A 15,237-nucleotide genomic window follows, 5' to 3' on the forward strand; every position below is an offset into this window, starting at 1 on the left:
ATTTTAGAATAACGTTTTTTTTATAAGGAGCTAAATATGGGAGTAGAAAATAGCTTAAAAAAAGGTATAATAAAATTATGTTTTAATGAGGAAAAATATGAGAAAACATTTTAATAAAATAGCAGGTAATAATGGTTTTTTTGATTTTGAAGAGAAATTAAATTTTTTTGAATATTTTGATATTAATAATAATGATTTAACTAATGCCTTTGATGTATTAAAAAAATATGAAAAAAATATGAAAAACTTAAGAAATATGATGGAAAATCAAATTATTGAAAGATTCAATTTTTATGTCAATAACTCTTTTAATAAAAAGGATAATAGTTTTGTTGAAAATAAAACAGAACAAGAAAAAAAGCTCTCAAAGGCATTAGTAATTAGTGCTATTTTTTTAGCAGCTAGATTAATTTCTCAAGAATATATTACATTGAGTACCTCAAATGAATTTTTATATCAAGATGAAAATAATTCTGATAGTAGTTTTAATTTCAAAAATTATAAAAATAGCTTAAAGGGTTTTTATGAAACCCTAACAGCTTGAGGATTATATTTTACAGATGATTGTATTGAAAATTTAAGTATTTTATCAAGAATGGATGAGTATATTAAAAAAGATGTTTATTCAATGAAAAGATATAAAGATATTTTTTTATATCTTTGACTTTATACTCATGTTAAAAATTCTTGTGATTTAACTACATATAAAAATAATGCAAGTGAAATAAAGTCATTCTTTCCAAAGATAACAGGAAATGCTTTAGCTCCTTTAAATTATGAATATATCTTTGATCAAGGAGAATATCCTGATGAAGCTGAAATAAGAAAAAATATTATTAATGACTTTAAAGCATGATCGCTTGAAGCATATGATAATGTAATTAATAATCAAATTAAAAAATATTATAAGAGTGCAGATTTTTTAGAAAATCTTAATTTTGAAGAATATTTTAACTTAGTAGATTTACTAAAAAATATGTATTTAAAAAGAAACTTTTATTCTCTTGGTGACATTCAAGCAAATATGGCTCAGGAAAGTTCAGATGCTGGTTCAATAAATTACTCAACTGAGCAGATAGAATTAACAAGCAATTATTTAGTATTTAATAAAAATTCAGGAGAGTTTAATAATAAAAATATTGATGAATATTATAGTTTAATTTATAAGAAACCAATACTTTCTTTTTTAAATCAAAATAAAGCTAAAATTTTGATAACTTATCCAGAGTTTTTATGAATGGCAAAGCATATGCAAAAGAGATATCATTTCTTTGATAGCAATATTTCAAACAAGTTTTTTTTAATGTTGAAAAAGGATTATTCTTTGATACTAAATCAGCAATTAAAGAAAATTGAAAGAAGATTTAATAATATTAAAGTTTTTAATGCAAATGAACTTTTGATTTTTAGGCCAAGTGATGATAAAGAACAAAATAATAGCATTGCTAACAGTATTATTTATGATCCTTGATTAAACAAAATATTTGTTATATTAGTAAATTTCTTTCCTCCAGAAAATATTGATTGATTAAATGAAAAAAGAACAATTGATACTTTATCTGAAAATTCAAATTATGTTGCAAATATATTTTCAGAACCTTTAAATTTTGTTTTAAAGGAATTGAAGAAAATAAAGAAACAATTAAAAAAATTGGAACTTAAATTTAGTGATGAAAAAACTGTTGAAGTAGAGGGAATTTTATTTGTCAATGACATTTTAAATGCTATTCCTAAAGTTGAAGTAAATGGAGTGAATGTTTATGTCAGTTCAATTTCTGCAATGGAACATTTTACAAATAGTTATATTTATAAAAAGTAACTTATTTTTAACACTAACAATGTGATTATTTTTGTTCAATGTTGTAAAATAAGTTTGGAGGATATAATATTATGAAATTACCTTATATTGGAAGTGACTTGGATGGAACTGTTGTTCAAAATAGTGACTTTAAAATATTGCAAAGCACAGCTAAAAACATCAATGAATACCAAAGTTTATCAAATAATAAGCTTTTTGTAGTAACTGGAAGATCTTTACAAAATATAAAATATTATATCAAGCAATTAAATATTAAACTGCCAGTTATTTGTTCTAATGGGGCTGTAATTGTAGATCCAATAACTTGAGAAGTTTATTATGAACAAGTTATGGAAAAAGAAATTATAATTGATTTATTAAAATATGCTATGGAAAATGATTTAGATGTATCTTTATATACACCAACTAGTGTTTGTTCATTATCAATTGCAGAAAGAATAAAAACCTATAAAAAGCTTTATGGTCATTATCCAAAAGATTGCCAACCTGACTTTATTTTATATGAAGATTATAATCAACTACTTGAAGATATTAACAATGATGTTCATAAAATTATTAGAGTAATGTATTCACTTGATTATGAAAAAGAAACACAAGTTGCTAATAAACTAAAAGAATATTTAGAGTCAAAAAATTTGTATTATCCAACAACTATTATTCAATCAAGAATTTTAATTGATGCAATGCCAAAGGGGATAAATAAAGCCACAGGTGTTAAAAAATGAGCTGAAATAATGAAAGTGGATCTAAAAGATATAATTGTTATTGGAGATAACAACAATGATTTAGAAATGATAAGTGAAATGCCCTTTGGAATTGCTGTGGGAAATGCCCATGATGAAGTTAAAAAGAAGGCTTGAAAAGTAATTGATAGAATTGAAAATAATGGTGTGGGTAAATTTCTAAAGGAATTAATTAGTAAAGGATAATAAGATGAAAAGAATTGCATTATTTGGGGGAAGTTTTGATCCAGTTCACAGTGATCACATAAATATAATCAAGAGCTGTAAAAAAAACTTAAACTTTGATGAAGTTTGAATAATGCCAGCTTATGTTAATCCTTTTAAAAAACTTTCAACTTCAAGTGTTACTCAAAGATTGGAAATGCTGAAAATAGCAACTCAAAATTTAGATTATGTAAAAATTAAAACTTATGAAATTTCAAAGCAAACTTCAAGTTTTACATATGATACAGTTAAATATTACAAAGCAAAATTTCCTAAAATGAAGTTTTCCTTTGTAATGGGTTCAGATCAATTAGATGACTTTGAAAAATGAGATAACTTTAAGCAATTAATTGAAGAAATAGACTTTAAAGTCTTTTTACGAACAAAAGACTTTAATCAAATTATTGTTAAGAAGTATAATTTAGAAACTTTTGAATTTGAAAATAATTATCTAAGTTCAACAAAAATTAGAAATCTTGTTGATTTGAACTTACAAATTAAAGAAGTTAATGATTATGTTAACAATAATTTAATGTATTTATATGAAAGAGTTGAAAGTAAAATGGATGAAAAGAGGTATTTTCATTCACTTAATGTAGGTCAAATGGCTATGGAATTAGCTAGATTGAACAATTATGACTTAAATAAAGCTTTGATTGCTGGAACGCTTCACGATATAGCAAAAAGGTGAAGTAAAGATGAGATGAAAGCCTCTCTTTTAAAGTATAATAAGGCCTTATTAGAAGAACCAGAACCAACATGACACTCGTTTGTCGGAGCTTATCACTTAAAAAATGATTGGTTATTTAAAGATCAAGAAATTATTCAAGCAGTCTACAATCATACTGTAGGCTCAAAAGATATGACTATGCTTGATATGATAGTTTTTTGTGCAGATAAGATTTCATCAGAAAGAGATTATCCTGGAGTTGATAATTTGAGAGCCTTAGTAAAATCTGATTTATTAACTGGTTTTAAGCAATTGCTTAAAAACCAATATGAAGTAGCTGTTAAGAAACATTCTAAAGATTCAATTGGAAGAAATTTAATTGAAGCTTATAACTTTTGAGTTAGGGAGAGTAAATAATGAAAACCTATGCTATTTTGTTTGCAATGAAAGAAGAAGCTAAAAGTTTAATTGAACATCTTTCACCAAAATTAGTAGAAGTTGAGCACTTTGAAATTTATCAAAAAGATAATATTTACATTGCAATATCTAAAATTGGATTAATTAATGCAGCAAGTTGCTTTACTTATATTAATCAAAAATTTACAATTGATTACTTTATTAATGCAGGTTTAGTAGGTACATTTTCTAAAAAATTAAAGTCTTTAGAACCAATTGTAGTAAAAAAATCATATTTAGGTAATGCTGATGCTAGGGGATTTGGCTATAAATTAGGTCAAATTCCAGGAATGGAGCAATATTACTGTTCAAATGATGAGCTTTTAAGTTTATTTGAAGCTTTTCCACAAGTAGATATTTGTTCAAGTGATATTTTTATTAACTCCCAAGAAAAAGTGGATGAAATTATTGCTCCAATTAGTAATTCTATAGCAATTTTTGATATGGAATGCTTTGGTTTTTATCAAGCAGCATATCTATTTAAAATGCCAATAATAGCTTTAAAATTAGTAAGTGATCATATTGATAATGGTAGCAATGAGTTACAATTTAATGATATTTTACAAAAAGGTAGTTTAAAACTTAGTCAATTACTTTTAAATATTATAAAGAAATAAATATTATTCTAGATATAGATTATAATTTATTTGGAAGGAAGTGACTAGTCATGGAATGTACAAAAGATTGCAAAGATTGTAATTGTAAATGTGAATTTGATGATAACTGTGCTAACTGTCAAATGTGTTCAACTGACACAAATCACGGTTAGTCAAAATGATTAAAAAAACCTAAAGATTTTTAGGTTTTTTTAATGCTTTAGTTACTATTGCTTAAATTTTTTACGCCTCATTCAGAAAGTGAATCTAATATTGGTTTTAAACTTAGACCTAAATCAGTTAGAGAATAGGTAACTTTTACTGGAATAGTTTCTTCAACTTCACGACTAATTATTTGCATTTTTTCCAAATGCTTTAAAGTTTCAGTTAAAACTTTAGTAGTTACACCATTAATTTTTCTCTTTAGTTCATTAAATCTTTTTTCAGTTGTTAATAATTCTCTAATAATAAAAATAGTTCACTTATTTTTTAGAATAGATAAACTAAATTCAACAGGACATACTTGCATTTTTAATTACTCCTTTTTAAAGTAAGTTACTTTAAAGTGCCTACTTACATTGTTATTTATTAATAGTTATTATAACAAATAAGGGAGGTGAAAAAAATGGCATTAGACTTAAATAACGTAGTTGAAGTTACTAACGGGGATTTTGGTGAAATTGATAATCAATTAAAACAAGGAAAAACAGTTTTAGCAGCTTTACAAAAAGGTGAATTATTAACACAAGCATTAAGTAAAGGTGAAATGAATGATGGATTTGCAAAAATAAAGTTCAAAGAAACAAAAGAAAATTGTGGAACTTGTGGTTGTCAAAAACCTGCAGATACTTTAGTTTATCTTTGAAGATAGTTATAAAACTTTAAATAAACTATTACTTATGGACAGTAATTTTGTATAAATAAACTAGAATCTAACTCATTAAAAAAGTTAAATTATGGTTTATTTTTTATTAAAATGTCTTAAAATAATAGAGAAAGGAATGATAAAAGGATGAAGTGATGAATTAGTGACTTTGATGGAACTCTTACGTTAAAAGAAAATAATCATAAAATTTCTCTTGAAGATGAGAATTTTGTTAAGCAGTGAACAAAATCAAATAAATTTGTAATTGCTACAGGTAGGGGTTTTTTAGAGTTGGATGAAATAATCAAAGAAAAGGGCTTTGATGTAGAATATCGAATAACTAATAATGGAGCTGCAATGTTTAAAAATAGTGAGTCTATTTATGAACTGTCAATTCCAATGAAAGAAAGAAAGCAAATATTAGAAAATCTTAAAAAACTGCACAAGTTTTGTGGTATTAAAATTTCAGATACAAAAAATACTAATATAATATCTGGGATTGAGGAAGTAATTCCAAGATTTAAAGAAACATTAGTACTTCCACATTGATTTAATGTAGAAGATCGATTTCAAGATTTTATGGAAGAAATTTTACAAAATGAAAAATTAAACAATATTTCATTATATGCACATGTTCCAGATTTTGATTTAATAACTGACTTATTTAAAAATGTAGAAGGTATTAAAATAGTTAAAACAGCGCCATTTGTATTAGAAATAATGCATGAAGATGTTTCTAAACATTTAGGGATCAAATACTTACAAGATAAGTATAAAATTGACAGTAATGATATTGTTGTAAGTGGTGATGGTGACAATGATTTTGAAATGCTAAAGAGTTTTGAAAACTCATTTGTAATAAAATCAGCTACACCATTAGCGTTAAGTGCTGGTAAAACTAAAATTAGTTCAGTTAGTGAAATTGGTAAATATATTAAATAAATTAAATAAATGTGAATCTAGTTTAATTTATTTTGTAAACAAAAAGGGTTTTTATTTTATTTAAATGCTTAACAAAATAAATTTTATCCTATAGAAGATTATTTAAATATTTATATTTAAATTGTAGTAATAAAAAACCTCTGAAATTAATAAAATTTTTAAGTTTAAAACCAATTAATTATAAATACTAAAAGTAAAAAATTAATCCACAAGAAAAAGAAATAAGTATTTTTAAAAATGTAATAGATTTAATTTTAAAAAAGAGAGGGGGAAGTAATAAATGGAAACAACTTTTAGAAATATCAAATTAATAAATATCGAAGAAGATATAAAATTATATAATTTATTGTTTGAGAAAACAAGTAGGAATAGATCGTTCTCATTTAGACAACTTTCAAATGAAGAGATCATTTTCCCTTCATCTAATCTGGGTTTTGAAATTATATATAATAAAAATGGATATTGTAAAAGAGTTGAATATAAAATAACAAAAATGAATTGAGAAAATGAAGAAGATTTAAAGGCTTTTTTTGAGGATATTAAAGACATTTTGGAAAAATCTGTTCAAAATGTTCCAAAATTGGCAACTAGATTTGGTCGAGAGACAATACAAATTAAGGATTTACATTTTTATCAATGTGCAAATGAGCATCATATTGCAAGTGTCAATTCGCTTCTTTATTTTAATTTTTTAGAGAAAATAAAAAATAAAAAGGAATATAGCATACTAGATTTTGGGATTGATATTTTTATTCGATTAGCTGATACACAACACTTACCTAATGGAAATAAAAGAAATGCAGTTTTATTTTTAATTTCTTTTTTGCAAACAAGAAATATTTATCTTCTTTTTTCTTGAAATATTAACAAAGAATATTTAGATTCATGAGAGGAAATTGTTACAATTGCTGCAACACATTATTATCAGAAAAAAATTATAGATGAATTTGGGGAATTAATAGACTTTGAGCCAATTGGAGAAAAAATAGATTATGAAGAACTACACAGCTATATAAAAAAACATATATTATCTATTGCATATATAAAAATTTAGTATATATTTTTATATATAAGAGGGGGGAAGTTAGTAAATGATAGATGAAAAAGATTTAAAATTTGCAAAGTATGAGTTTGATAAAAATGAAAACTTAGAGTGTGTTGAAGAGGTTGCTAATAACCCAAAACTAAAATCAGTATTTGAGAATTTAAGTACTAGATAAATTAGGTTTTTATTTACTTTTTGGTAATTATTATTAAATACTAAATTATTAAGTTTCTAAATACAAGAACTAGTTAATGGTTCTTGTATTTTTATTTTTAAAAAGTATCGGTATTAACACTTTTGTGTGATTTTTTTTAATTTTTTTAATTTTTTTAAAAAATTATTACATTTTTCAAATCTAAGAACACATTTAATTTGAAACATTATGTAAGTATAATTTCCAATTGACAAGAAATATACTATAAATTGTTTAAATAGATTTTAATATTAACTTATTTAATTGCTCCTTTTTAGTTTTTCTGTTTTTTAAACTAGTCTTTATATCACCTTTTAATTATAAATATTACTTTTAATTAAATAATTTTAAAATATAATTAAAGAGATAAGAGGTATAAAATGGAAAATCATTATAAACAAATTAGCAGTTTAATATATGACTTTACCAAACCTCCAGGAACAAGCATTGATGGAGATTTAGAATTTTATAAGTCTCAACTTTTACCAATTCAGGGAAAGGTATTAGAAGCAGGAGTAGGTAATGGCAGATTGTTCATTCCGCTTTTAAAATATAAAGTTGATATTGTTGGTATTGATAAGTCACAAGAAATGATCAATATTTGTCAAAAAAATTTAGAAAAAGAGAATTTAACAGGTCACTTAATTTGTCAAGATTTAGAAGAATATAGAGAACTTGAAACTTATGATTATATTATAGTTCCTAATGCAACTTTCAATTTGCTTGAAACAAGAATTAAAGCTAAAAAAGTTTTAAAAAACTTCTATGATTCTTTAAAACCACAAGGGACCATTATTATTGACTTAATACTGCCAATTGAGTTTAAAGCAGGAAGTAATCATGAATATAGTCACTATATTGATGATCAAACAATAGTTGTAAAAAATTTAAGTAAGGAAATTAATTGAATTGAACAATATAGCATTAATCAAATTGATTATTATATTAATGAACAATTACAAGAAAGCCAAGAGTTTAAATTATCTTGATATGGGTGTGAAGAATTTTGTAATATATTAACAAATATTGGTTTTAATGATGGAGTTTTTATTATAAACTATGGTAATAAAAGAAACTTAAATGTTAAAACAATTACATTTATTTTTAAAAAAGTTTAAAGAAAGAAAAAGGTAAAAAAGTATGAAGTTAGCAGTAGATATTGGTGGAACATCGATTAGGTTTGCTTTAATTGAAAATAATCAAATAATAAAAAAAGAAGTTATTGATACAGATGGCAATAACATGCAAAAAAACTTAGATGAAATTAAAGCAACAGTTGATAGTTGAAATGAACCAATTGATTTTATTGGTATTTGTTGTCCTGGGCCCTTAAACTTAAAAAGAGGAACAATTTTAGTTACTTATAATTTACCTGATTGAAATAATAAATGTATTTTACAAGAATTTAAAGAACTATTTGAAATTGAAAATGTCAAAATAAACAATGATGGTAATGTAGCTGCTTTAGGTCAATTTAGCATAAGAAAGAATTTACACTCACTTTTATACTTTACCTTTTCAACTGGAATAGGTGCTGGTTTCATTAATCAAGGAGAAATATTTGAAGGTTTTAGTGGGGCTGCTTTAGAGATAGCTAATGCTTTACCAATATATAATAGTGAAAATTCAAATAGAAGTGGTATTGAATTTTTAGCAAGTGGTAAAAATATTTGCTTACAGTTATCTAAATTAGGAGTTGAAGTTAATTCATCAAAAGAGGCTTTTGACTTATACAAAAAAGGTGATAATCAAATTGTTAATGAATTTTTTTCAATGATTGAGGAAAAATTAATAAGTTTAATATCTACTGCAATTTACTTTTTTAATCCAGAAATAATAGTATTTGGGGGAAGTGTGGCAATGTTTAATCAAGACTTTTTTGAATCAATATTTAAAAAAGTAATTGAAATTACAGCAGATATTGGCTATCAAACAAGATTTGAATTTGCTTTGGATTTAGATGATTCAACTTTATTAGGTTGTTGTCAAATGTAGATAAATTTGTTTTTTTGTTATAAACTCTTTAAGTATTTTAAGCAGAAAACAAAGAAAATAAAATTGTAGAACTAGTTAGAATAAGTTATTATATATAAAGTAATTTACTAATAAAAAAATTAGAATTTTTGATGTAATTTAAAGAAAGGTTTACTAATCTATGAAGGGAATAAGTTTATTTTCTAATGTTGGAATTGGCGAATATTTTTTTAAAGATAGTGGAATTAAAATTGTAGCAGCAAATGAATTAATTCTCAAAAGAGCAGAATTTTATAAGCATATTTATCCTGAATGTGATGTTGTATGTGGAGATATAACAGATAAAAAAGTCTTTAATAAATTAATTAATATTTATAAAGAAAATAATTGTGAGTTTCTAATAGCAACACCTCCATGCCAAGGAATGAGTATCGCTGGCAAAATGGACAAAAAAGATATTAGAAATCAATTGGTTAAGTATGTTATTGAATTTATTAAAATAGTTCAACCGAAAAATATAATTATTGAAAATGTAGCAGGAATGCCAAATTTTCCCATTACAGTAAATTCCAAAGTTCTTTTAATTAAAGATTATATTAATGATTCTTTAATTAAAATGGGGTATTTTATAAATTTTGGAATTTTAGATGCAGCAGATTTTGGAACACCTCAGTCAAGAAAAAGAAGTATCTTTTTAGCTTCTAAGTATGCGCCTTGAAATTTTCCAAATAAGGTCCCTAAAATAAACGTATTAAATGCTATTGGAGATTTACCATCTTTGGAGTCAGGAGAAGATAGTGGAATAAAATATCACAAAGCAAAAATTCATAATGATAATCATATAAAATGAATGAGAAATACACCATCAGGTAAAAGTGCTCACAAAAATGAAAATTACTTTCCTATAAAAATAGATGGTTCAAGAATAAAGGGGTTTTCAACAACATATAAAAGAATTGATTGATATAAACCAAGCCCCACAATTACTATGTGCAATGGAGCTATTTCAAGTCAAAATAATGTACATCCTGGAAGATTGAAAAGAGATGGTACTTATTCAGACGCAAGAGTTTTAACTATTTTAGAGCTTATGAGATTAACTGGATTGCCTGATAATTGAAATATTCCCAAATGAGCTTCAGAAAATATGATTAGAAATGTTTTAGGAGAATCGTTTCCTCCAAAATTCTCACAAAAATTATTAGAAAAAATGCCTAGAGGTTATGCAGATGGAAAAAGAAATAAAAATAGATAAGTGACAAGCACCAGGAAATTCAAAGATATTTGATTATGATTTTGTTGATATAAAAAATAAAAAAACTTATATTAGAGATAGAACAATTAATATATTATCATTTTTTAATAAAGTGAAATCTATTAAAATGGACAAATTATTAGAAAAAGAAATTTTGATTTTTTTAATAAAAAATATGAAAAACTTTGATAAAAATAATTCAAATGTAAGACATTTCTGAAGGCCACTTTTATTTTATGGTTTTTTAAAAGAAGTAAAAAGAGACAATAAAAAGTATATAGAGTTATCCTTTGAAGGTAAAAAATTTTTAGAGGAATATTTAAAGGGGAATTTTGAAACTGCAAAAGAAAATTTTATATATTCCTTAATGAAAGTTTCTTATCCAAATGCTGCAACAAATGAAGTAAAATTATCTTTATTTCCTTTTAGAATCATTTTTAGAATTTTTCTTGAAAAGAAAATTATCTCTAAAAGCGAAATGGATCATTCAATACCTTATATTACAAAAAAATCTGATATTGAAGAAATTTTAGCTAATAAATTTAATGAGAAAAAAAAGTATGATAAATTCAGAACATGAGTTATTAATTCATTAGTTGACCTAAAAATTTTAAGTTTTGATGGTAATTTTTATTCATTATGCGAAAATACTAGAGATTATGTATTAAATTATATTGATTTTAAAGATGATTTAGATTTATATTTTTTTGATTCTTATATTAAAAATACATATATAGACAAATTAAATTACTATAATTATTCAAAAATTAAAAGAGATATAAAGCTTGTAAAACAAGTTTATGAGAGAGATAACTACAAGTGTTTTTTTTCAAAAGAGCATTTTTCATTTTTTACAGAAGATGGAAATATGTACTTAGAGGCTCATCATATAATTCCGATATCTCTTACACCAATTTATAAAATAAAACTTGATCTACTAGAAAATATGATAAGCCTTTGTCCTAATTGTCACAAAAGTATGCACTATTCTGAAAATATCAACAAATATATGATGCTAGAAAAAATTAAGAAATTTGAAAATAGTTTTTTTAAAGAAAATTTATATCTCATGGAAGATATACAAGATATCTACTTAAATAATTCATATTTAGGAAGAAAGTAATAAAATTAATAGTAATGAGTTTATATGATTTGAAAAAACGTTTTTTTATTAGTAATCATATTATGTCAACTATAGAATAGATCTTTTATTATATTTAGAACACCATGTTTTCATGGTGTTTCTTATAATTTACCATTATTCTCTTAAAAATATAGAAATCTCCTTGTTTTTTCTAATAGATATACATATCCAAATATAAATCCAGTATTAAATATTTCATAATACTTTAGTATTCAAACTTATTATAACTATAAGGTAAGTATGTAACATTAGTTACAAATAATTCACTTTTTTTAGTCCTTTCATAAAACATCCATTTATTGATTATAAAGGAGGACAAAGTCGCTTGTTAATATGTAGGGACATAATCGCTTATTACTCATATTAAACTTTATTAGAATGTTATCAAATGTAGATAAATTTGTTTTTTTATTATAAAATATTTATACGTTCTAAAGTAAAATATTTTAAAGAATAAAAACTAAAAATAATTTCTAATTACTGAAATTAAAGAAAAAAAGATTAAAAAATATTTTTTTCAACCTAATTTAATAGAAAACAGAAAAGCTTTAGAATTTGGAGTGAGGTTAATACTTTTAATTCCACCAAAAGTACCAAAATAAGAATGGTAATTTTATATTAATAGGTAAAGAATTATGTATTTTAAAAAAATACAAATAGTGTATGAAATAGGTAAAAAACATGAAATAAGTATCTTTATTTTGTAGAATCGGGGTTCAAAACTTTTTAAATTATATTGGAGAGGGTGTTTTTTTTAGGACAAGAATTATTTGAAAATAGATCTAAGTTTTATAAAAATAGTGAGGTTATTATTGTAGATATTACTAATAAAAAAAATTATAATAAATTTATAAATAAAAGTAAAAAATATTATCTTGATTTATTAAAGGCAAATCTACCCTATTAGTGTAAGTTAACTGCCGTAAAATAAAATTAAGAGATAAAAGAAATGAATTATTCCTGTATGTAATTGAAAAAATTCTTGATATTAATTCGACTATATTTTTTAGAAAATATCGAACCTTTTTAAAAGTAAAAATATTTTATGAAAACAAACTCCAAAAAATTATAGATATAATATCATGTTAATTATCAAATCTATATCATATTTATATCTATAACTTTTTGGAAATAATGAGATTATAAATATACCAGATAATTGAAAAAATTCTAATTGTATAGTGAAAATTTTGTAAGAAAAATAATTGGTGAGTGGATCTATACCACCATTAATGACTAAAAGAATTATAGAGGTATTAATAAATGATAACTAAAAAAGCTAAGTATGGAATTAATTATCCAATGCTTAAAGAAATAGGCAGAATGCAATATTCAAACTATATAAATGCAATTAGTGAGCTTGTAGCTAATTCAATAGATGCTGATTCAAAAAATATTTATATTTTTATTAAAAAGAATAAAAATTTAAAAGGGGAAATAAGAATTGTCGATGATGGATTTGGTATGAGCGAAAATTTTATTTTAGAAAATTATGTAAAAATAGGTTTCAAGAAAAGAAAAAATGACTTATATAGAGATAAAAAAACTATGGGGAGAAAAGGAGTTGGAAAATTAGCTGCACTTTATCTAAGCGATAATTTTATATTAACTTCAAAAACTGAAAAGGATTCTAAATTAAGCACTTGAGAGTTTATTTATGAAAAAAATAAACAGAATAATATTGAGGAAGAACCTACATTAAATAATATTGATAACAATAAATACAAATTTAAAATTGAATCAGATCTTAATTTTAAATCAGGAACAGAAATATTTATGAGAAATGTGGATTTCAATAAATTTGACGTCGATAAAGTAAAAGAATTAAAAAATAGCTTAACTAAAATGTTTACATTAGAAGGACTTAAAGAAATTAATTTAATGTTTTGTTTAGAACATTTTGATCCAAAAAAAAGTGAATGCTTGAAATTAGAGAAGACAATTGATTTTGAAAGGCTTATTAAAGTTAACTATATAAATATTAATGAGAAATTTAATAGCCAAATTACAAAATTTAACGAGCAAGAATTTTCCTTAAAGGCAGAAGAAATTAAACTTGACAAAGAGATAATTACAGATGACTTAGTTTCTCAAAAAGTGACTCTGAAAAAAGAATCAATAAATTTAAATGATGACTCAAATTTTGTAAAAATTATGAATGAAGATATTAAAAATGTTGAACTTGATGAATCAGATGGTTATCAGGATATTAAAGCAGATAATATTAAAATTAAAGGTTGAATTGGAATTGTTGACTCCATAAATAAAAAGGCTTGAAATGAAAAAAAATGTCAACCTTTTGAAAACAAAATTAGATTATATATTAATAAAAAACTAGCTTATGAAAATATATTGGACTACAAACCTAAGAATCAGGTATTTGAGAAATATATTGAAGGTGAAATAGAGTTTGATCTTTTAGATGATTCTAATTATATAGATATAACAACTACTAATAGACAGGATTTAAATAAGGAAGACCCGAGATTTGTTAGATTATACGATTTAGTTAAATACATTATTAGTGATTTAGTTAAATTTAGAATTAACTCAGTTCAAAAAATAGAAAAAGAAAATAAAATAAAGAAAGATAAAATTGTTAGCAATATAAAAAATAACATAATAACCAATGTTTCTAGTCATATTGAAAGTGATGTAACAAAAAAAATAGTATCTGATGTTTTAAATAGAGATTTAATAGGAGATATTTTAAAAAAGGAATCTAAAATATTTATTTCACATTCTAGTCAAGATAAGTGATTTGGAGATTTTTTAAGGGATATGTTAATATACTTTGGTTTAAAAAGAGAGGAATTATATTATACATCCGATGAAGGAATCAGTGAATATAAACCAAAAACTAATATTTATGATGATATGAGAGAAATTTTAAAAGATAAAAAAACTTATATTTTATATTTAGTTACTGAAAATTTTTTAGGAATAACCGATGAGACTAAACATAAAAGTCAGGTTACTCTATTTGAAGCAGGAGCTGGATGAGTACTAAAATATGAGGATAATTCATATACGCTGCTTGGTGATTATGATAGTATTGAAAAATATTTAAAGCCTATTAATAGAGTACATGATACATCAAATTTCATTGCTAATAATAATTTAATTAAAATGAGCTTAAATTTTTTTAATAAGCATCTTCTGAATTTTTTTAATGATTTATTTAAACATATAAATCAAAATAGAAAATTAATAGGGGAAAAAGAAATCCCCACATTAGTTTTTGCTAAGAATGAAAAAGATAAAGTATATCAAAAAATTGAGAAATTTTGAAATGGATATATTAAAAATAAAAGATTAAAAAAATAATATA

General features: G+C 23.7%; 14 protein-coding genes. 13 read left to right on the top strand and 1 reads right to left on the bottom strand.

The window, feature by feature from the left end; genetic code table 4:
- Positions 1-97 precede the first annotated feature (97 nt).
- From AACL04_RS00805 to mtnN, 4 genes are all read left to right on the top strand, one after another.
- A complete protein-coding gene (locus AACL04_RS00805; RefSeq protein WP_339030521.1) occupies positions 98-1,819 on the top strand; it encodes a hypothetical protein in 1,722 nt (573 codons plus the stop codon).
- Positions 1,820-1,890: 71 nt separating this feature from the next.
- Entirely contained in the window at positions 1,891-2,748 is an 858-nt protein-coding gene (locus AACL04_RS00810; protein WP_339030523.1) for an HAD family hydrolase, read from the top strand.
- 4 nt (positions 2,749-2,752) lie between these two features.
- The gene (locus AACL04_RS00815; RefSeq protein ID WP_339030524.1) at positions 2,753-3,853 is read left to right on the top strand and encodes a nicotinate-nucleotide adenylyltransferase; all 1,101 of its coding nucleotides are present in this window, start codon (positions 2,753-2,755) and stop codon (positions 3,851-3,853) included.
- A complete protein-coding gene (gene mtnN, locus AACL04_RS00820) occupies positions 3,853-4,509 on the top strand; it encodes a 5'-methylthioadenosine/S-adenosylhomocysteine nucleosidase (protein ID WP_339030526.1) in 657 nt (218 codons plus the stop codon). The genes AACL04_RS00815 and mtnN overlap by 1 nt, the downstream gene beginning before the upstream one ends.
- A gap of 199 nt (positions 4,510-4,708) precedes the next feature.
- On the opposite strand, the gene AACL04_RS00825 is transcribed toward mtnN, so the two are convergent.
- Complete coding sequence (locus tag AACL04_RS00825; protein WP_339030527.1) at positions 4,709-5,017, bottom strand: helix-turn-helix domain-containing protein; 309 nt, start codon at positions 5,015-5,017, stop codon at positions 4,709-4,711.
- Positions 5,018-5,113: 96 nt separating this feature from the next.
- Here AACL04_RS00825 and AACL04_RS00830 point away from each other — a divergent pair, with 96 nt between their 5' ends.
- From AACL04_RS00830 to AACL04_RS00870, 9 genes are all read left to right on the top strand, one after another.
- Positions 5,114-5,359, top strand: coding sequence for a hypothetical protein (locus AACL04_RS00830; RefSeq protein ID WP_339030528.1), 246 nt, complete (start codon positions 5,114-5,116; stop codon positions 5,357-5,359).
- Between the two features lie 141 nt (positions 5,360-5,500).
- The gene (locus tag AACL04_RS00835) at positions 5,501-6,295 is read left to right on the top strand and encodes a Cof-type HAD-IIB family hydrolase (protein WP_339030530.1); all 795 of its coding nucleotides are present in this window, start codon (positions 5,501-5,503) and stop codon (positions 6,293-6,295) included.
- A 280-nt stretch (positions 6,296-6,575) separates the two neighbouring features.
- The gene (locus AACL04_RS00840; protein WP_339030531.1) at positions 6,576-7,349 is read left to right on the top strand and encodes a hypothetical protein; all 774 of its coding nucleotides are present in this window, start codon (positions 6,576-6,578) and stop codon (positions 7,347-7,349) included.
- Between the two features lie 37 nt (positions 7,350-7,386).
- The gene (locus tag AACL04_RS00845) at positions 7,387-7,515 is read left to right on the top strand and encodes a hypothetical protein (RefSeq protein ID WP_339030533.1); all 129 of its coding nucleotides are present in this window, start codon (positions 7,387-7,389) and stop codon (positions 7,513-7,515) included.
- Positions 7,516-7,913: 398 nt separating this feature from the next.
- A complete protein-coding gene (locus AACL04_RS00850) occupies positions 7,914-8,651 on the top strand; it encodes a class I SAM-dependent methyltransferase (protein WP_339030534.1) in 738 nt (245 codons plus the stop codon).
- 22 nt (positions 8,652-8,673) lie between these two features.
- On the top strand, positions 8,674-9,528 hold the full coding sequence (locus AACL04_RS00855; RefSeq protein ID WP_339030535.1) for an ROK family protein: 855 nt from the start codon (positions 8,674-8,676) through the stop codon (positions 9,526-9,528).
- A 160-nt stretch (positions 9,529-9,688) separates the two neighbouring features.
- Positions 9,689-10,762, top strand: a complete 1,074-nt coding sequence (locus tag AACL04_RS00860; protein WP_339030536.1) for a DNA cytosine methyltransferase — start codon at positions 9,689-9,691, stop codon at positions 10,760-10,762.
- Positions 10,737-11,885 carry an HNH endonuclease gene (locus AACL04_RS00865; RefSeq protein WP_339030538.1) on the top strand — a complete coding sequence of 383 codons (1,149 nt, stop codon included), beginning with the start codon at positions 10,737-10,739 and terminating at the stop codon, positions 11,883-11,885. Before AACL04_RS00860 ends, AACL04_RS00865 begins: the two co-directional genes overlap by 26 nt.
- 1,284 nt (positions 11,886-13,169) lie before the next feature.
- Positions 13,170-15,233 carry an ATP-binding protein gene (locus AACL04_RS00870; protein WP_339030540.1) on the top strand — a complete coding sequence of 688 codons (2,064 nt, stop codon included), beginning with the start codon at positions 13,170-13,172 and terminating at the stop codon, positions 15,231-15,233.
- The last annotated feature ends 4 nt before the right edge of the window (positions 15,234-15,237 follow it).

The organism is Spiroplasma endosymbiont of Cantharis nigra, from assembly GCF_964019925.1.
Lineage (GTDB): Bacteria > Bacillota_I > Bacilli_A > Mycoplasmatales > Mycoplasmataceae > Spiroplasma_A.